Source organism: Bradyrhizobium sp. UFLA05-108 (assembly GCF_059803455.1).
The window spans coordinates 90058-109326 of record NZ_JBANAZ010000029.1 but is presented as its reverse complement, the minus strand read 5'-3'; the positions used below and the strand labels follow the sequence as shown (position 1 = coordinate 109326).

The window sequence follows — 19269 nt, the reverse complement described above, 5'->3', positions numbered from 1 at the left end:
CGACACAGCCGCTCGGCCGCATCGCCGCTGACGCCAATACATCGGATTACTGCCGCCCTTTTTCAACGGAATCGGCCCTTTGCGACATGTTGCGCGGCCGCACGAACTTGGTCGCTAACCGCGCGAAAGCGGACGTAGCCTTCGTTGGTTTCACCGACGGTTATGAGTACACGGCCTGGTAGGCTTTATTTGCGGAGCACGATCTCCGCGCAAACGTGTTCCGCGTTTGTCGCGAGGGAAGACTGCTGAACACTTGTCCGGATCGTGCCTTACGAGCCGTATTTCTGATACATCGTGTTGGTGAAGAGACCGGCCGGGTCGTACTTGCGCTTGGCGGCGAAGAAGTCGTCGATCTGCGGGTAGGATTTCTCGAGCTGGTCGCGTGAATAATAGAGCTGGTACGGCAGGAAGAAGCGCCCCTGGTTGGCGATGGTGAGGTCGATCAGCTCTTCCGTCACCTTCTTCATGCGGCGGTTGCCCTCATCGTCCGTCGGCTGGTTGATGTAGAGCACCAATGAGAACGCCGGCTCCGGCGAATAGGTGAGGAAGTTCTCCTCCTTGTGCACCACGCGGACGGAGGCGTTCAGGAGATTGGTCTTGTTGTCGAGCATGATCCTGCGCATGCCGTCGACAAAGGCGACGAAGTTTTTGCGCGGGATGAAGTATTCGTGGAGGATGTCGGTCTCGTCCTGCAAGGCATTGCGCAGGTACGGCACGGAGTCGTGCATGGGATTGTTGCGGCTGACGAGACAGGCTTCGCCCGAGGCGATCGCCTTGGCGCGGGTGACCGTGCAGGTCTCCATCCGGTGCTCGATGTGCTTCTCCGAGAGCCATTTCAGCTCCTGGAAGAACGGCCCCTGCTTGGAGAGGTTGATCGTGAGCCGCCTGAGCTTCGTGCTGGTGACCTCGCCGAGCTCCTCGATCGCGAAATCGCTGCCGTCGACCTTGGTGTAGGTGTAGAGCAGCATCTCCTGCAAGAAGCTGCTCGGCGCGGTCGAGAGGTGGCCGTACATCAGGCCGACATTGGTGTCCTTCTCGATCTCGCCCGCGAACAGCGCCGGGAAGGCCTTGTAGTCGAGCACGCGCCGTCCGGTCTGGTAGACCGTGTTGTCGGCGATATCGAGCTCGGCCTCGACGATGACGCCGAACAGGCCATAACCGCCGACGACGAGGTTGAACAGCTCCTGGTTCTCGGTCGGCGAGACGCTTTGGATCGAGCCGTCGGCCAGCATCACCTTCATCGTCTTGATCGAGCGGGCCAGCGCGCCGGCTTGATGGTCCATGCCGTGGGCATTGACCGAGATCGAACCGCCGACACTGAAGATGTCGGTCGACTGCATCGCGCGCACCGCAAAGCGCGGATGCAGCGCGATCTGGATGTCATGCCATGTCGCGCCCGGCTGCACGGTGACGCTGCGCGCCGCTTCGTTGAGCGTGATGCGGTTGAAATTGCGCATGTCCAGCACGATGCCTCCCCTGCGAAAGGCCTGGCCGCCCATGGAGTGGCGCACGCCAGCCGTCGTCACCGGCAGCTTGTTTTCGCGCGCGAAGGCGAGAGTTTTTGTAATATCATCGACGGTATGCACCTCAACCATGCCGTAGATTTCGGTGCGGTTGAGGCAGCTCGCATCATTGAGGCTGCCGCCGAGCTGGGACCACTTCACGCCCTGAAGCGGCGCGATCGCCCTCACCTTTTCAAGGTCGATCCTGCCTCGCTCGCCGATGTCATCCGCGGCACGGCAGTCCTTTGGACCGGCTGGATCGGCCGCCAGCGCCTGAATCTTGCGGAAGCCATAGACACCGAACAGCGCGACGAGGACAGCGGCGGCCGAGACGCCCGCTTTGAATTTGCCAAAGGATTTTTGCATAAAGTGATTCCGGTGGGAGACAGATGATCCGGGAGCGCGGATCATTAGTCAAACCGCTGGCCACCTGGTTCAAGCCGTTATCGGGACGTGACCATGAAAAGCTGCCGCGTTCATCTGACGGGAGCGTCAGGCTCCGGCGTGACGACGCTCGGCCGGGCGCTTGCCGATCGGCTTGCGCTTCCGCATCATGACAGCGACGATTATTTCTGGCTGCCGAAGGCACCGCCCTACCAGACGCTTCGCCCCATGCCCGAGCGCCTGCGTCTCATGCGCGAAATGTTCCTGCCACGTCTTGATTGGGTGCTGAGCGGATCCGTCACCGGTTGGGGCGACGCGCTCATCCCGTTCTTTGATCTCGTCGTGTTCGTGATCACGCCGCGCGAGGTGCGGCTGACGCGCCTGCGCGCCCGCGAGGCCGCGCATTTCGGCGCTGATGCGGTGGCGCCCGATGGCTGGCGCCACGAGGAAACCGAAGCCTTTATCGAATGGGCCGCGCACTACGAGACGGGCGAGCGTGAAGGCCGCAGTCTCGCGAAGCATGAAGCGTGGCTTGCGGGCTTGCCCTGCCCGGTCTTGCGCGTCGATGGCGCGCGGCCGATTGCAGAACTCGTCGAGCAGCTATGCAGCGACGCGCGGCGATCGCCGGGCTGATGTGATATCGTCACCGACGTTCTCGGAACAACGAAGCAAGGAGACAACCATGCTCACCCGACGAAGCGTTGTGCTCGCCTCCCTGGCTGCCGGAGTCACCATGACCAGCAAAGCCCATGCCCGGGCGTCGCAGCCGTCGACATCAGTCAATTTCGACGTCCCGGCCCATGCCTGCGACTGCCACACCCACATCCACGGCGATCCCGCGAAATTTCCCTTCTTCGCGGGTCGCGTCTATACGCCGGAGCCGGCGTCGCCAGAGGAGATGGCGGCGCTGCACAAGGCGCTGCATATCGAGCGCGTGGTGATCGTGACGCCGAGCGTCTACGGCACCGACAACTCGTCCACCCTGTTCGGCATGAAGGCCCGCGGCGCGACCGCACGGGGGGTGGCCGTGATCGACGACAAGACGACGGAAGCCCAGCTCGATGCGATGGGAGAGGACGGCTTCCGCGGCATCCGCATTAATCTGGCAACCGGCGGCATCAGCGATCCCAATGTCGGGCGCGCACGCTTCACGGCCGCCGTCGAACGCATGAAGTCGCGCGGCTGGCATGTCCAGCTCTACACCACACTGCCGATGATCTCCGCGATCAAGGACCTCGTGTCGGCTGCGCCCGTGCCGGCGGTGTTCGATCATTTCGGCGGCCTGGAGGCATCGCTAGGGCTGGAGCAGCCCGGATTTTCCGACCTCCTCGAACTCGTGAAATCCGGCAAGGCCTATGTGAAAATCTCCGGCGCCTATCGCTCGTCGAAGCTCACGCCGGATTACCAGGACATGGTGCCGTTCGCCCGCGCACTGATCGCGGCCAATGCCGATCGCATCGTGTGGGGCACCGACTGGCCGCATCCGGACTCCAGCCATGTGGAGGGACGAAAGGCCACCGACATCGCGCCGCTCTATCAGATCGACGATGGCCGCCTGCTGAACCAGCTGCCGGTCTGGGTGCCGGATGCAGGCATCCGCAGGAAGATCCTGGTCGACAATCCGGCGCAGCTTTACCGGTTCTGACAGGCGTCGGACACGCTGGCGTGCTCGTTCAGCCAGCGCGCTGACTTGCGAAGACCGCCGAACGGGAACAAATGGAAGCCGCTGACCGGCGACGTCACGGCCTTCGGTGCTGTCTCGAGCCCACGCACGACCTCGTCCGGCCCGGTCTCGGTGAGCAGCCGGCCGTGGCGGCCGATCTGGTTGCGAACCGCACGGATCGAATTGCCGACACCGCAACGGAGCGCAAATTTCATCAGCGTGCCGGGGCTCGCGGGACCTGCGAGGCCGATCACCACGGGAAGATCGATGGCCGCGATGCGAAGCTCGCCCAGCCAATTCAGGATCGGCGCGGCCTCGAAGCAGAATTGCGTGACGATATCGAGCGCGATCTGCCGCTCCCTGCCCCACTCGCGCCACGCCGCAAGCGATCTCGTCGTCTGCGCCGTGTCGAGGTAAGGATGTCCTTCGGGGTGGCCCGCGACGCTGACGCGCGAGAAGCCGTGCGTCTCTATCAGGCCGCTTGCGGCGACATCACGGCTCGACCTGAACGGCCCTTTGGCGGTGGCGAGATCGCCGGCGATCAGGAGGATGCGGTGGACATCCGTCTCGCCGCGCAGCCGGCGGAAGAAATCGTCCAGCGCTTCGCGCGAGGCGATCTCGCGCGCGGCGATGTGCGGCACCGGGTTGAATCCGGCGCGGCGCAGCCTGGCTGCGGTCTCGACATTGTGCTGGTAGTGGTCCCCCGGCAGGAAGGTGATGCTGACATCGATGCCCGGCGCAAATTGCTGGCGCAGCTCGTCGAGTTGGTGTCCGCGCGAGGAGATTTCCACCGACGCCTTCGGCAGCAGCACGGCGAGATCGCCGGATAGGGACTGTTCGAGCTGTTCAAGCGTCATCGTCATCGCGTGCTCCGATCGTTCACGCAGGCGCCCGACGGCGCGAGATCACATAGGTCTCGTCGTTGAACCAGAGTCCGCCATGTTTTCTCACCACGCGATCGGTGGCCTCGAGATAGCGGCCGTCGCGCACGACCTCGGACAGCCTGTCGTCCTCGATCTGCGCGACATAGATCGCCGCGTTCCAGGCCGCGAACAGTGTCGAGGTCCCGATCGGGCCCGAGACTTCATCCGGCAGCGTGTGCATGCGGTAGCGGAAGATCGCGCGCGCATCCGACGAAGCATTGAAATTGAAGTGCCGCGCCGCCGAGCCGAGTTCGTGCTTGACCTGGCGCAGGATCGCGTAACGATCCGTGTCAAAGGGATCATCGCCGGGCCAGACCTGGTCGATGATCTCCATCCCGGGATCGCGGCCGTGGGAATGGATGCCGATCAGACGGCCGCCGGGACGTAATGACCGCACCAGCGGCGTTACGACCTTCGAGGCCTTGAACGCGACGCTGGCGCGGGCACGATAGGGCTGCGAGGCGATGACGAGATCGTAGTCCGCCATCACGCGGCCGGGACGCGGCATGATCGGATCGAGCAGGAAGGAATGATCCTCGCGCCTGAGCGTCAGAATCACCGGACGCACATAGACAGGATTGCCGGTCTTCGGGCTGATCCCGGCGCGCCAGTTCTCGGCGAGGAAGGGCTCGAGCTCGCTGATCTGCTCGGCAAAGCCGTGCGCGGTGTTGCCTTGGAGCGCGGCGTCCTTCCAGAGCAAGCCTTGCGCCGCGGTCGCCGAGCGCGGCGTCAGCCAGGGCGCTTCACCGTAATAAAGGTTGGTCACGACAAGCACGGTCGCTGGATGCTCGAACAGGCGGTCGGCCATCTTCTCCAGCATCATGCGAACGTCTTCGTAGGAGATCTCCTTGGCCACGACATAGAGCGGCATCGCCGGAAAGCGCGCATGCAGCGCGCGCATCACCCGCGACAGCACGGTGCCATCGCCGGAACCGGCGTCGAACAGCCTGAGCGCCGGCGGTGCCGGCTGGAGATTGGAGATTTCCAGCGAGATCCGGTTGGCGACCTCCGTCTTCTCGCTACAGGTGGAGACGAACAGCAGATATTTCTGCCTATTGTCGAAGAAGCGGAAGCCGGGCGGCGCGACCTCGAGCACGGGAGCCACGCCATTGGTCGCCTTCACCGCGACGGTCGCGGCGCTGCCCGACCGTTCCGGCCGGTGCTCGCTGAGATAGGCGCGCACCTTGTCGAGCGTGCCGGTCGTGATCCTGGCGCCGTCGCGCAGGCGCGACACCAGCTTGCCGTCGTTGACGACGAGCCTGCCGAAGGTCGATTCCGCCGTTCTGGTCGCGCGGCAGTAATCCCGGATCTCGCCCAGGATCTGCTCCGCCGTGGCGGCTCCCCTGCCCGCGTGTTCCTCCATCCGCATGGCTCGTCTCTCCCGCGGTTGCCCTTGCCTCTAATCAAGGAACGCCGGGCGATTTCGTCAACCACAAACCGAGTGGGCAGGATTTGTGGGCACATGCCCACAGGGATCAGCGGGCGCGACGCGAGAAGAACGAGATCAGGACCGGAAGCGTCACCAGGATCACCACCGGCGCCAGCATCATGCCGGTGACGACGACGACCGCGAGCGGCTTTTGCACCTGCGAGCCGATGCCCTCGGATAGCGCGGCCGGCAGCAGCCCGACGCCGGCGACCACGCAGGTCATCAGCACCGGGCGGAGCTGCAACTCGCCGGTGCGCACCACCGCCGTCATGCGGTCAAGGCCTTCCTCGATGAGCTGGTTGAACTGCGAGATGATGATGATGCCATCCATCACGGCGATGCCGAATAGCGCGATGAAGCCGATCGCCGCCGAGACGCTGAACGCCGTGCCGGAGATCAAGAGACCCAGCACGCCGCCGAAGATCGCCATCGGGATCACGCTCATGGCGAGCAGCGTGTCGGTCATCGAGCCGAAATTGAACCAGAGCAGGATGCCGATCAGCGCCAGCGAAATCGGCACCACGATCGACAGCCGCCGGATCGCATCCTGGAGGTTGCCGTACTCGCCGACCCACTCCATGTGCGAGCCCGGCGGCAACTGCACCTGCTCGGCGATCTTCTGCTGCGCCTCGCGGATCGCGCTGCCGAGGTCGCGCTCGCGCACCGAGAACTTGATCGGCAAATAGCGCTCCTGCTGCTCGCGATAGATATAGGCCGCGCCCGAGACGAGGCTGATCGTGGCGACCTCGCTCAGGGGAATCTGCGTGACAGTGCCGTTCGGTCCGGGCGCGCCGATGCGCAGATTCTGGATCGCCTCGGCGCTTTTGCGGTATTCCGGCGCCAGGCGAACGATGATCGGAAAATGGCGGTCCGAGCCCGGCTCGTACAGGTCGCCCGCAGTGTCGCCGCCGATCGCGACCTTGATGGTGGCATTGATGTCGCCGGGCGCCAAGCCGTAACGCGCGGCCTTGGCGCGATCGATATCGATCTGGATCGTCGGCTGTCCGAGCGAGGTGAACACCGCAAGGTCGGTGACGCCCTGCACCGTCGACAGCACCGACTTGATCTTGTTGGCAGTGTCAGTCAGCGCCTTGAGGTCGCTACCGAATAGCTTGATCGAGTTCTCGCCCTTCACGCCCGAGACGGCTTCGGAGACGTTGTCCTGGAGATATTGCGAGAAGTTGAACTCGACGCCCGGGAAGTGGTCGTCGAGCTGCTTGAGGAGCTGCGCGGTCAGCTCTTCCTTGTCGTGAGTGCCCGGCCACTCGCTCGCGGGCTTGAGCGGTGCGAAGAACTCGGCGTTGAAGAAGCCGGCCGCGTCGGTGCCGTCGTCGGGACGGCCGTGCTGCGACACCACGGACTCGACCTCCGGACGGGCGCGGATCAGCTTGCGCATCTCGTTGACGTAGGTATTGCCCTCCTGGAGCGAGATGGTCGGCGGCAGCGTCGCGCGGATCCAGAGATTGCCCTCTTCCAGCTTAGGCAGGAATTCGAGACCGAGCAGCCGCCCGAGCGCGAGCGTCATGACGACGAGGCCGATGGCGCCGCCCAGCACGATATTGCGGTTGCTGACCGCCCAATGCAGCACCGGCGTGTAGATCCGGTGCAGGAGCAGCATGACTCTGGTCTCGGTTTCCTCGACATGCGCGGGAAGGATGATCGCGGAGAGCGCGGGAGTAACGGTAAAGGTCGCAAGCAGGCCGCCGGCGAGCGCATAGGCATAGGTGCGCGCCATCGGGCCGAAAATGTTGCCCTCGACGCCGGAGAGCGTGAACAGCGGCAGGAAGGCCGCGATGATGATCGCGGCGGCAAAGAAGATCGAGCGCGACACGTCGGCGGCGGCCGACAGGATGGCATGGCTCTTCATGCCAAACAGCGTCTCGGGCGAGGCATGTTCGAGTTCGGAAAGCGGCGTGGTCTGGGTCAGGCGGCGGAAGATCGCCTCCACCATGATGACGGTCGCGTCCACGATCAGGCCGAAATCGATCGCGCCGACCGATAGCAGGTTGGCCGACTCTCCGCGCAGCACCAGAATGATCACGGCGAAGAACAGCGCGAACGGAATGGTGGCGCCGACGATCAATGCGCTGCGCAAATCCCCCAGGAAGATCCACTGCAACAGCACGATCAGCAAAATGCCGACCACCATGTTGTGCAGCACGGTGTGAGTGGTGAGGTCGATCAGGTCCTTGCGGTCGTAGATGCGCTCGATGCGCACCCCGGGCGGCAGGATGGTTGAATTGTTGATCTGGGCAACGAGCTGCTCGACGCGCTTGATGGTCGGCGTGCTCTGCTCGCCGCGGCGCATCAGCACGATGCCCTGCACGATGTCGTCGCTATCGTCGAGGCCGGCGATGCCGAGCCGCGGCTTCTCGCCGACGGTGACGGTCGCGACGTCCTTGACCAGCACCGGGTTGCCACCGGTCTGCGCCACCATGGTGTTGGCGAGGTCATCGATCGAGCGGATCAGGCCGACGCCGCGCACCACGGCGGATTGCGAGCCTATGTTGACGGTGTTGCCGCCGACATTGACGTTGGAATTGCTCACTGCCTGGAGCAGCTGCGGCAGCGTCAGGCCATTGGCCATCAGCTTGTTGAAGTCGACCTGGAGCTCGTAGGTCTTGGTCTTGCCACCCCACCCGGTGACGTCGATCACGCCGGGCACGGCGCGGAAGCGGCGCTGGAGGATCCAGTCCTGGATCGTCTTCAGGTCGAGCACGCTGTAGTTCGGCGGGCCGACCAGGCGGTAGCGGAAGATTTCGCCGATCGGGCTCAGCGGCGAGATCTGCGGCTGCACGTTGCCGGGGAGCGGCGCGAGCTGCGCCAGGCGGTTCAAGACCTGCTGGAGCGCCTCGTCATAGGTGTAGGCAAAGGAAAACTGGAGTTTGACGTCGGACAGTCCGTAGAGCGAGATGGTGCGGATGGTCGTCAGGTTCTTCAGGCCCGCGACCTGGGTCTCGATCGGGATCGTGATGTAGCGCTCGATCTCCTCGGCCGACAGGCCCGGGCTCTGCGTCACGATGTCGACCATCGGCGGCGTCGGATCGGGATAGGCCTCAATATTGAGCTGGTTGAACGCGATCAGGCCGCCGATCAGTACGGCGACGAACATGCCGACCATCAGGTAGCGGCGATTGACGGCAAGGGCGACGAGACGATCCATTACAGGTCAGTTTTTCGCTGTGCGCTAGCGGCAGTTTTGACGGCGCATGATCATGCGCTAGCTGCCAGAGGCCGCGCGATCGATGAACAGGCTGCCCTTGGTTACAATCTGTTCGCCCGGTTTCAGATTGCTTGTGACTTCGACGAGATCGCCGTTGACGAGGCCGATCTTGATCTGGCGCAACTCGACCGACTTGTCCTCGCGCGCGACCCAGATGCGGACCTGGTCACCTTCATAAATCAGTGCCTGCTTCGGCACGGCTGGCGCCCCGCGACCGCCAGCCGAATAGATCGTCACGTTGGCGAACATCTCCGGCTTGAGCAGGCCTTCCTTGTTGTCGATGGTGGCGCGGACCAGAAGGCGGCGGGTGTTGGGGTCGATCGCAGCGGCGACGTAATTGATCTTGGCGGTGAAGGGACGGCCCGGCAGCGCCATCACGTTCACGGTAATGTCCTGGTCGACGCAGACGGAGGCGGCATCGCTCTCGCGCACGAAGGCCGTGAGCCAGACGGTCGAGAGATCGCCGATCACGAACACCGGATCACTGGCGCCCGCGCTGACATACTGGCCGGGGCCGATCTTGCGCTGCACGACCGTGCCCGAGATCGGCGCGTAGATCGTGATCTCCGGATTGATGCTGCCCTTGTCCTGGAAGGCCTTGATCGATTCGTCGGTGAAACCGAGGATGTGCAGCTTGTTGCGCGCGGCTTCCAGCGCGGTCACCGACGAGCGCATGTCGTTCTGCGCCTGCACTTGCGTCGCTTCCGCCTGCTGATAGTCCTTCAGCGGAACGGCGTGGCCCTCATAGAGATCCTTGGCGCGCTTGAACTGGATGTCAGCGAGCTCGAGCGCCGATTTTGCCTTGTTCTGCGAGGTGATCGCCGTGATGAAATCGTTCTGGGCCTGCACGGTGTCGGCGGCCTCGATCATAAACAGCGGTTGGCCCTGCTTGACGCTCTCGCCGGGCTTCACGAGCAGCTTGGTCACCCGCCCGGCATAGGGCGAGAACACCGGCGTCGAGCGGTCCTCGTCGACCGCGACCTTGCCCTCGGTGACATATTCGGCGCGGAAGGTCTTTTGCTTCACGGGCTCGATCGACAGCGTCGCCCATTCGGACGGCGTCGGCGTGAAGTTCTGCGCGTTCTTGCGCGATTGGCTGGAGACTTCCGAATGGTTCTTTTCCTTGCCCCCGGCATAGAGGTAGGCATAGGCGCCGCCGGCGAGCGTCAGTAAAACTACGGACGCAATCAGCCGTTGCTTGGTAAATACCTGCAATTGCTTGGTATTTTTGACTAACATGGGGCCTGGTCATTCTCGCGATGATTTCAGCAAAATGACTGCCTCATCGATCGCGCTAATAGTGCCGAATTGAGATTTCAGACAACCTAAAAAACGCGGGTCGCCTTTCGGTTTGCGTTAAAATTTTGCGACGTCAGTTCTGTGTCAGCTTCGTGTCAGCCACGGCTCGGCCATTCCGGCGTATGGCTGCCGAGCGGCATTGCCGGACGCAGCCAATCGGCCGGGGTTTTCGACAGCATCGCCGAATGGCTGACCGCTTTCAACGTTCCGAAACCGGATGGCATGGCCTTTATGAACGCAGGATGTACAGCCGCCCCCGGAAGATCCGGGGTCTTCAAACCGTCCGCGAGCCGACCGAGATTCCACAACCAGCGCCCGGTTTGCGCCAGCGATACGCGCACGTGCCAGCTACCACCCTCGCAGGCCTGACGTGCCTTCGCCATCATCGCGCCGAAGGCCATCAGATAGCCGGTGGCGTGGTCGAGCATCTGCGCCGGTAATTCCTTCGGTCCGTCGATGCCGGCGGCCTGCCCCTCCGCGTGGTTGAAGCCGGTCGCGGTCTGCACCAGCGAGTCGAAGCCGCGCCGCTCCGCCCAGGGACCAGCATGACCATAGGCCGAGAGCGTCACATAGACGATGCCGGGATTGATGCGCGCGGCATCTTCCGGCGCGAAGCCGAGCGCGGCGAGTGAGCGCGGGCGATAGCCTTGCGAAAAGATGTCGGCCTCGGCAAGCAGCGCGCGGAGCTTCGTGCGGCCCGCATCGCTTTTCAACTCGATGAAGGTCGTGAGCTTGCCGCGCCCGGTGTCGATGGTGAGCCATGGAATGCCAGGCAGCTCGGGGCCGGACACCAGCAGCACATCGGCGCCGTGGACGGCGAGCGTACGGCCCGCAACGGGCCCGGCGATGACGCGGGACAGATCGAGCACGCGCAGGCCCGCGAGCGGGCGGTCGCCTTTCGGCCGAAGCTTGGGCCACGGCTTTGGCGGCGCTTCGCCGATCTTCTCGATCGAGACGAGCGGCAGCTCGGCCAGTGCTCGCGCGTGCGGCAGTGCAGACCATTCGTCATATGAACGCATCAGCGCAACGACGCCGCCCGCAGCATAGGCCGCGGTCTCAAAATCCTCGCCCTTCCATTGCATCAGCGCGGCCTGCACCTTGTCGCGCTCTGCCTCGCAGCCGAGCACCTTGCAGACGGCGTCGCGATGGTGCGGGAAGTTGGTGTGACAGCGGACGAAGCGGCCGTCGCCGGTCTTGTAGATTCCTGCGATCGCGTCCCAGGCCGGTGGCGGCGGCTTGTCGTCGACACGCAAATAACGTTCGGAGCGGCATTCGACGACGGCATGGCGCATGTCCACCGCGACGTCCTGCGCCTCGCCCGTGCGCTGCCTCCAGATTTCGGCGGCTGCAAGGCCCGCCGCGGCGATGCTGACCTGGCCTGCCGCCGCGACGCGGAATGAGGACGGGATTTGCGGCTCCTCGCCGCTCAGCCGCACGCGCGCGAGCGCAGCGGCGTCGCCGCCCGCGGAGGTCCAGATGTCCCTGAGAATGTCGGCAGGGCTTTGCATGGCGATTGCTCTCCCGATAATTTCGGCAGCATCGCATGAGCACGGAAAGGACTGCAATGGCTGCCATCGATCCCCTCACCGCGGGTGCCGTACTGCTCGCGACCGCCGCCACCGACGCGGTCTACGTCATGTTTACCTCTGCGGTCGTGGCGCGCAAGCGCGTGCCGGCGGCGACCTGGAGCGCGATCTGGTACCTGCTCTCCTCCTACGCCGTGATCAGCTACACCGAAAACGCGACTTACGTCGCCTTCGCCGCCATCGGCTCATGGATCGGCGCCTACGCATCGCTCACCTTCCTGCACCGCCCGCCCGGCGGCCCGCCGGTGGGCGCGTCGCCGGAGTGAGAGGTGAAGCTGTGCTCCGGCCGTCTTGCGCGCTGTCATCATCCGCGAAAGCGGATGATCCAGTATTCCAGAGACGCCGGTAATAGAACTGCGAAGTCGCGGCGCACCGGATACCTCGCTTTCGCGGGTTACGACGTCGAGAACCAATTCAACATTGTCGCGTGAACGACTAGAGTCCATGCGACCAACAAAAAGGAGCCAACAATGGATCTCGGTCTCAAAGGAAAAAGCGCCGTCGTGCTGGGCGGCACGCGCGGCATCGGGCGGGCGATTGCGACGACGCTGGCCGGTGAAGGCGCCAACGTCGCGGTGTGCGCGCGCAACGCCGAGCAGGTCGCGGCCACCGTGGCCGAATTGAAAGCGACCGGCGTACGCGCGACAGGCAGCGCGGTCGATGTGACCGATGGAGCGGTCCTGAAATCCTGGATCGACGGCGTCGCCAGGGAACTCGGCGGCATCGACATGCTGTTCTCCAACGCCGGCGCCATGGCGCAAGGCAACGACATCGCCTCATGGGAGCAGAATTTCCGGCTCGACGTGCTTGGCGCCGTGCATGCGTTCGATGCCGCGCGACCGTTCCTCGAAGCGAGCAGCGAAAAAAGCGGCGATGCGGCCTTTGTCATCATCTCGTCGGTGTCGGCGGCGCAGGCCAACCAGGCGAGCTCCTACGGCCCGATCAAGGCGGCACTGATCCACATGGCCAAGGGATTGGCGCGGCAACACGCCAAGAAGAAGATCCGCGTCAACGTGGTGTCGCCCGGCACCGTTTATTTCAAGGGCGGCGTCTGGAACATGGCCGAACAGAATATGCCCAAACTCTTCGAGGATACGCTCGCCCGCAATCCGACGGGACGCATGGCCACGCCGCAGGAAATCGCGAACGCCGCGGTTTTTCTGGCAAGCCCGGTGTCGTCGTTCACGACGGGCTCAAATCTCGTCGTGGACGGCGGAATCTCGAACCGGGTGAATTTCTGAGGGACACTGTCATCGCCCGGCTTGACCGGGCGATCCAGTATTCCAGAGACAGTGGTCGCTTCGCAGAGAAGCTGCGGCGTACTGGATACCCCGCTTTCGCGGGGTATGACACTGAGGGTGTGGCAGCATTTTCCGCCATAACGCGCACTCCACCTCAATGAAAATCCCGTGACGGCGGCAGAATCCTCACGTCGCGGGGGTGGCGGAGTTTTTGCGCGGGCGCATCAAGGTGGTCGCGGCGGTCGTCGTTGAGGGGTTCGATCAGGGCAGCGCCTGATGGCACCGGGTGCTTACGGCTTAACGCATCATTGGCGAGCCCGACCAGATCGTACGAGCGGTCGATCATGCGTTGCGCGATGAGATGCGTCACCTTTTCGGGGCTGCTCTGGATATAGCCTTCGACCAGGATGAGGCGCGCGCCCATTACCTCCTTGCGGTATTGCTCCATGATCTTGGGCCACACCACGACATTGGCGATGCCGGTTTCGTCCTCCAGCGTCATGAACACGACGCCACTGGCGCTGCCCGGCCGCTGCCGCACCAAAACCACGCCGGCACAGCGAACGCGGCGCCGCTCGTTCTCATGACTGACGTCCTTGCAGACCATGACCCGCTCGCGCGTGAACATCTCGCGCAGGAATTCCATCGGATGCCCCTTTAGCGACAGGCGGATGGTCTGATAGTCAGCGACGACCTGCTCGGGGCGTGGCATCACCGGCAGCGGTTTTGCGTGCTCGTCCGGCTGCTCGCGCGCGGTCGCCGCTTCGAACAGCGGCAGCGGCACGTCGTCGGGCAGACGCCGCACCTGCCACAGCGCCTCGCGGCGATCGAGCCCGAGCGAGCGGAAGGCGTCGGCATCCGCCAGCAGGATCAGCGCGCGCTTGGGCAGGCCGGTGTCACGGGCGAAGTCTTCGAGCGAGGTGAAGGGACGGCGGTTGCGCGCCGCGACGATGCGGTCGGCCCAGTCTTCCTTCACCTCCCCCGCTTGCGGGGGAGGTCGGATCGCATCGTTAGATGTGATCCGGGTGAGGGCTCTCTCCTCTTGGGGATCATCGATTGCGGAGACACCCCCACCCCAGCCCTCCCCCGCAAGCGGGAGAGGGAGCGCAGTCCCGTTGTGGTTGGCTTCCCGGAATGACGACTGAATTTGTTTCAGCCTCTCCTCATCCTCATCGAGCCAATGAAACCCATCGATCTGGCGGAAGCCCAACCGCACGGCGCAGTATTTGTTGTTTCCCTCCTCCAGCGTGTTCTGCGCAAAGCTGTAGGACACGTCGATCTCGCGCACCTCGACGCCGTTCTTGCGGGCATCGCCGACGATCTGCGCCGGCGCATAAAAGCCCATCGGCTGCGAGTTCAATAGTGCGCAACAGAACGCGTCCGGATGATAATGCTTCAGCCAGGACGAGATGTAGACGAGCTGGGCGAAGCTCGCGGCATGGCTCTCCGGAAAGCCGTAGGAGCCAAATCCCTTGATCTGGTCGAAACAGCTCCGGGCAAAGTCAGGGTCGTAGCCGCGCGCGACCATATTGCCGATCAGCTTGTCCTCGTACTTGCCGATGGTGCCGACATTGCGGAAAGTCGCCATCGAGCGGCGCAGGCCGTTGGCCTCCTCGGAGGTGAATTTTGCCGCCTCGATCGCGATCCGCATCGCCTGCTCCTGGAACAGGGGCACGCCCATCGTCTTATGCAGCACCTTGTAGAGCTCGTCCTTGTCGCCATACTCCGGTGACGGTGATGGATAGCTCACCTGCTCCTGGCCGTTCCGCCGCCGCAAATAAGGGTGCACCATGTCGCCCTGGATCGGCCCCGGGCGCACGATCGCGACCTCGATGACGAGATCGTAGAAGGTCCGCGGCCTCAGGCGCGGCAGCATGTTCATCTGCGCGCGGCTCTCGACCTGGAACACGCCGAGCGACTCGCCGTCACACAGCATGTCGTAAACTCTGGGATCGTCCTGCGGCACGCTGGCCAGGACCCAGCGCTTCCCCTTGTGCTGGCCGATCAGGTCGAAGCTCTTGCGGATGCAGGTCAGCATGCCCAGCGCCAGCACGTCGACCTTCATCATGTTGAGCGCGTCGACGTCATCCTTGTCCCATTCGATGAAGGTGCGGTCGTCCATCGCGGCATTACCGATCGGCACATAGGTGTCGAGCCGGTCCTGGGTCAGCACATAGCCGCCGACATGCTGCGAGAGATGGCGCGGGAATTCGATCAGCTCGGTCGCAAGTTCGACCGCGAGGCTGACCATGGGATTGTTGGGATCAAGCCCGGCCTGCTTGACCTGCATGTCGTTGAGGCCCTTGCCCCAGCTCCCCCAGACCGTGTCGGCCAGCGCCGCGGTGACGTCCTCCGTCAGGCCCAGCGCCTTGCCGACATCGCGGATGGCGCTGCGCGGGCGGTAGTGGATGACGGTCGCGATGATCGCGGCGCGATGGCGGCCGTAGCGGCGATAGACATATTGCATCACCTCCTCGCGCCGCGAATGCTCGAAATCGACGTCGATATCAGGCGGCTCCAGCCGCTCCTTGGAGATGAAGCGCTCGAACAACAGATCGACCTTGGTCGGATCGACCGAGGTGATGCCGAGCACGTAGCACACGGCCGAATTCGCAGCCGAGCCGCGGCCCTGGCACAGAATGCTCTGGCTGCGCGCATAGTGCACGATGTCGTGCACGGTGAGAAAATAATGCGCGTATTTCAGCTCGGCGATCAGCGCGAGCTCCTTGTGCAGGGTGGCGCGGAGCTTGTCGTCGATCTTGCCGCCGAAATAAGTCTGCACGCCGGCCCAGGTCAGATCCTCCAGGTGCCCTTGCGCGGTCTTGCCCGGCGGCACCGGCTCGTCCGGATATTGGTATTTGAGCTGGTCGAGCGAGAAGTCGATTGCGTCTGCAAAGCGCATGGTCTCCGCGATTGCCGCAGGGAAATCGCGGAACAGCCGCGCCATTTCCCGGGGTGTTTTCAGGAAACGTTCGGCATTGGCCTCCAGCTTCTTCCCGACGGCCTCGATCGTGGTTTTTTCCCGGATGCAGGTCAGCACGTCCTGCAAGGGCCGGCGCGCGGGATGGTGATAGAGCACCTCGTTGGTCGCGAGCAGCGGCACTTTTGCCTTCACCGCGAGATCGTCGAGCCGCGCGAGGCGGCGCCGGTCGTCGCCGCGATAGAGCAGGCTCGCCGCCAGCCACACGCCCTCGGCACGGCTTGCCTTCAGTTTTCCGAGAACATCCAGCGCTTGTCCCGGCTCGAAGCGATGCGGCAGTGTCAGGACCAGAAGCTGGCCTTCGGCAAACTCCAGGAGATCAGCGAAGCTGAGGTGGCATTCGCCCTTCTCGATCCGCGTGATGTCATTGCCGCGCTTGCCCCGGGTGAGAAGCTGACAGAGCCGGCCATAGGCCGCGCGGTCGCGCGGATAGACCAGGATGTCGGGCGTGCCGTCGATGAAAACGATGCGCGTGCCGATCAGAAGTTTTGGCTTGTGCAGCACCTCGGCATTATCGAGCTCCTTGTAGGCACGCACCACGCCGGCAAGCGTGTTGTGATCGGCAATCCCGATCGCGGGAATGCCCAAAATACTGGCCTGATGCACATAGGCACGCGGATCCGAGCCGCCGCGCAGGAAGGAGAAGTTGGTGGTGATGCCGATCTCGGCGTAAGCAGGCGTCTTCATGCGAAGAGACCGTGCACATACCAGTTGGCGGGAACGGACCTGCCCTCCTCGTCCACGAGTTCGCCATCGTAGAGACCATCGCGAAAGATCCAGAACCGCAGACCTTCGGCATCCTCGACGCGAAAATAATCCCGCGTGAGCTGCTTGCCGTCCTGCCGCCACCATTCCATCGCGATGCGTTCTGGCCCTTCCACCCGCACCACCGCATGCAGCGCACGCCGCCAGGTGAATTGATGGGGCGGCCCGTCCGGCACGGTCGCGAACGGCACCTTGATCGGTTCTGGCTTGTCGAACAGCCGCAACGGGCGCAGCGGCGGCTCGCTCTCAACGCGCGATGGCCATTCAGCCTGCGCGGCGGCGGCGAGATGATGCTGCGCAGGCGCGCCCAGCACGGCGCACTCCGGGATATGCGTATCCTGCGGCAGGTGCACGACGACGCGTTTTCCGCCGATCCTCGCGGCGATGCGGTCGATCAGCGCGGCGAGCTCGTCATTGTCATGGACGCGCGCATCGAGATCGCGCTGCTCCTGCACCACGATCTCGGTGCGACTCGCCGAGAGACGGACCATGTCGAAGCCGAAACCGGGATCAAGGGGATCGGCGAGCGCATCCAGCCGCTCGCGAAAGAGACGATCGACGACTGCGCTTCGCGTCACCGGACGTCCCGTTTCGACCATGATCGCACGCACCACGCCGTCGGTACGGAAGAAGGACGCCTCCAGTCGCCGCGCGCCCTTGCCCTGCTTCTCCATGGAGGTAACAAGCGTATCCGCGAGCCGCGACAGCGTCATCGCGATCATGGTGTCGGTCGCGATCGGCTCGGCGAAACGTTTTTCCACGATGTAGTCAGGCGGCGATTTTCGCGGACTGATCGGCGCATCGCCCTGCCCCAACGCATGCGCGAGCAGCGTCGAGAAGCGCGCGCCGAAGCGCGCTGTGATTTCATGGGGACTGCGTGAAGCGACATCACCGATGGTCTTCAGGCCGGCGCGACGCAGACCCGTGGTGATGGCGTCATCCGCGACGAGCGCCGAGACCGGGAAGCGGTTGATCGCTTCCGCCTCCGCGCCATCGGCAACGATGGTGCCAGGTGCCTGCCGCGTCAGCGTGCGCGCGCAGATCGAGGTCGAGGCGATCGCCGCGCTGACCGCAAAACCCTGCCGTGCCAACGCACGAACGAGCGCCTGCAACAGGTTGGCTTCGCCGCCGAACAGATGCGCGCAACCGGTGATGTCGAGAAACAGGCCATGCGGGGGATCGAGCGCCACCAGCGGGGTGAAGCGGTCGCACCAGTCGGCGATATCCTCGAGCGTCCTGGCATCCGCCGCGACATCGGCGTCGAACACTTTTAATTCCGGACAGATCGCGCGGGCATTCGCCAGCGGCTGGCCGATATGCAGGCCGAGGCGCCCGGCCGCTTCATCGAGCGCGTAGATCGAAAGCGCGTTGTTTTCCTTGGCAACGACGATGCTCGGCTCATCTTTTCGTTTTAACGCGTTTTCTCCACCCGAACCGATGTCCACTTCGCCTGGAAACGCTTTATCCGGCTTTTCGCTGATGAGCGAAAGCACCCGCTTGATGCGATCGATGGGCAGGCGCGGCAGCCACAGGCTGAGGATACGCCGACGATTCACTGAACAGGCACTCATCACATTTCCATTCCATGATCCACCGGCCGACCGGGCCATGACGATTGCGAACGAGCTCGGCATCGAAGCGAGGCGCGCCCCAGGCGCTCCACGCAGGTCCAGGCGGCGAATGCGCCGCCCGCAACATCCATCTGGTTTCCGCGGTCGACGGCAGAGGGTTTGCCGCCATCCGCAGCAGCAGCCCAGTGCCTCCTGAGGCTTGGGCTGCAAGCGTCAGCTTGCGGCTCGCCACGAGATCGAACTGTTTCGTCTCGCCCCAGAGCTCGAGCACGACGGCGCCCAGCGCATCGCAGGCAAGCGCATCGGCCGAGGTGCGCAGCGCGCTCTCGACATCGGCAGCGCGCACCATCACCACGCGGCACGGATCGAGGCCGAGCTCGGCAAGCCCGCTCATCGACAGCGTACCCGCCTCGACCTCCGAAAAATCCTGCCGCACCCACAGCAGCGGGCGATGCGCCATCAGGCGCCCCGCAAGTCCGGTGACAAAGCCCGTCGCGGCCGTGCCCTGGCGTCCCTCGCAAAACACTTCGTGGATCGCCGCGCGCGCCAGCCCGCCCTGCAACGCGTCGTCTGCTTCCGGGTGGCCGAGCGCCACGCGATCGCGATGATGCGCGGCTTCCGACGTCTCGATGCGCTCGATCTGGCCGCGCAAAGCCGCAAGCGCGCTTATGCGTGCGCTCATGCTCGCCGCTCCTTCAGAGAT

Annotated in this window: 14 protein-coding genes; 5 read left to right on the top strand and 9 right to left on the bottom strand. The window is 64.1% G+C overall.

The genetic code is table 11. The features are described from left to right. A partial coding sequence (locus SO140_RS22040; protein WP_449379546.1) for a hypothetical protein occupies positions 1-182 on the top strand: 182 nt, incomplete at its 5' end. Positions 183-269: 87 nt separating this feature from the next. Here the strand turns inward: SO140_RS22040 and SO140_RS22035 are convergent. Further along, positions 270-1868 carry an FAD-binding oxidoreductase gene (locus SO140_RS22035; RefSeq protein WP_449379547.1) on the bottom strand — a complete coding sequence of 533 codons (1599 nt, stop codon included), beginning with the start codon at positions 1866-1868 and terminating at the stop codon, positions 270-272. 93 nt (positions 1869-1961) lie between these two features. Here SO140_RS22035 and SO140_RS22030 point away from each other — a divergent pair, with 93 nt between their 5' ends. Together SO140_RS22030 and SO140_RS22025 are read left to right on the top strand one after the other, a co-directional pair. Next, positions 1962-2519: a P-loop NTPase family protein gene (locus tag SO140_RS22030; protein ID WP_498543084.1), complete on the top strand. Its 558-nt coding sequence runs from the start codon at positions 1962-1964 to the stop codon at positions 2517-2519. Between the two features lie 49 nt (positions 2520-2568). Further along, on the top strand, positions 2569-3531 hold the full coding sequence (locus tag SO140_RS22025; RefSeq protein ID WP_449379549.1) for an amidohydrolase family protein: 963 nt from the start codon (positions 2569-2571) through the stop codon (positions 3529-3531). On the opposite strand, the gene SO140_RS22020 is transcribed toward SO140_RS22025, so the two are convergent. The 5 genes from SO140_RS22020 to SO140_RS22000 all read right to left on the bottom strand — a co-directional run bounded on the left by SO140_RS22020 (position 3519) and on the right by SO140_RS22000 (position 11931). Next, positions 3519-4412, bottom strand: coding sequence for a methylenetetrahydrofolate reductase (locus tag SO140_RS22020; protein WP_449379550.1), 894 nt, complete (start codon positions 4410-4412; stop codon positions 3519-3521). The genes SO140_RS22025 and SO140_RS22020 overlap by 13 nt on opposite strands. A gap of 16 nt (positions 4413-4428) precedes the next feature. Continuing rightward, entirely contained in the window at positions 4429-5841 is a 1413-nt protein-coding gene (locus tag SO140_RS22015) for a hypothetical protein (protein ID WP_449379551.1), read from the bottom strand. A gap of 106 nt (positions 5842-5947) precedes the next feature. Further along, positions 5948-9064, bottom strand: coding sequence for an efflux RND transporter permease subunit (locus SO140_RS22010; RefSeq protein WP_449379552.1), 3117 nt, complete (start codon positions 9062-9064; stop codon positions 5948-5950). Positions 9065-9121: 57 nt separating this feature from the next. Continuing rightward, complete coding sequence (locus SO140_RS22005) at positions 9122-10363, bottom strand: efflux RND transporter periplasmic adaptor subunit (RefSeq protein ID WP_449379553.1); 1242 nt, start codon at positions 10361-10363, stop codon at positions 9122-9124. A gap of 155 nt (positions 10364-10518) precedes the next feature. Beyond that, complete coding sequence (locus SO140_RS22000; protein ID WP_449379554.1) at positions 10519-11931, bottom strand: CoA transferase; 1413 nt, start codon at positions 11929-11931, stop codon at positions 10519-10521. A gap of 56 nt (positions 11932-11987) precedes the next feature. On the opposite strand from SO140_RS22000, the gene SO140_RS21995 reads away from it, so the two are divergent. Continuing rightward, entirely contained in the window at positions 11988-12275 is a 288-nt protein-coding gene (locus tag SO140_RS21995; protein ID WP_449379628.1) for a hypothetical protein, read from the top strand. A 204-nt stretch (positions 12276-12479) separates the two neighbouring features. Then, positions 12480-13250, top strand: a complete 771-nt coding sequence (locus tag SO140_RS21990) for an SDR family NAD(P)-dependent oxidoreductase (protein WP_449379555.1) — start codon at positions 12480-12482, stop codon at positions 13248-13250. Between the two features lie 154 nt (positions 13251-13404). On the opposite strand, the gene SO140_RS21985 is transcribed toward SO140_RS21990, so the two are convergent. From SO140_RS21985 to SO140_RS21975, 3 genes are read right to left on the bottom strand one after another with little or no spacing between them, the layout of a single operon-like run. Continuing rightward, positions 13405-16917, bottom strand: a complete 3513-nt coding sequence (locus SO140_RS21985; RefSeq protein ID WP_449379556.1) for an error-prone DNA polymerase — start codon at positions 16915-16917, stop codon at positions 13405-13407. Beyond that, positions 16914-18566 (bottom strand): Y-family DNA polymerase, encoded by a 1653-nt coding sequence (locus tag SO140_RS21980; protein ID WP_449379557.1) that lies wholly within the window; start codon positions 18564-18566, stop codon positions 16914-16916. Before SO140_RS21980 ends, SO140_RS21985 begins: the two co-directional genes overlap by 4 nt. After that, positions 18457-19248 carry an ImuA family protein gene (locus tag SO140_RS21975; protein WP_449379558.1) on the bottom strand — a complete coding sequence of 264 codons (792 nt, stop codon included), beginning with the start codon at positions 19246-19248 and terminating at the stop codon, positions 18457-18459. The genes SO140_RS21980 and SO140_RS21975 overlap by 110 nt, the downstream gene beginning before the upstream one ends. Positions 19249-19269: the final 21 nt, after the last annotated feature.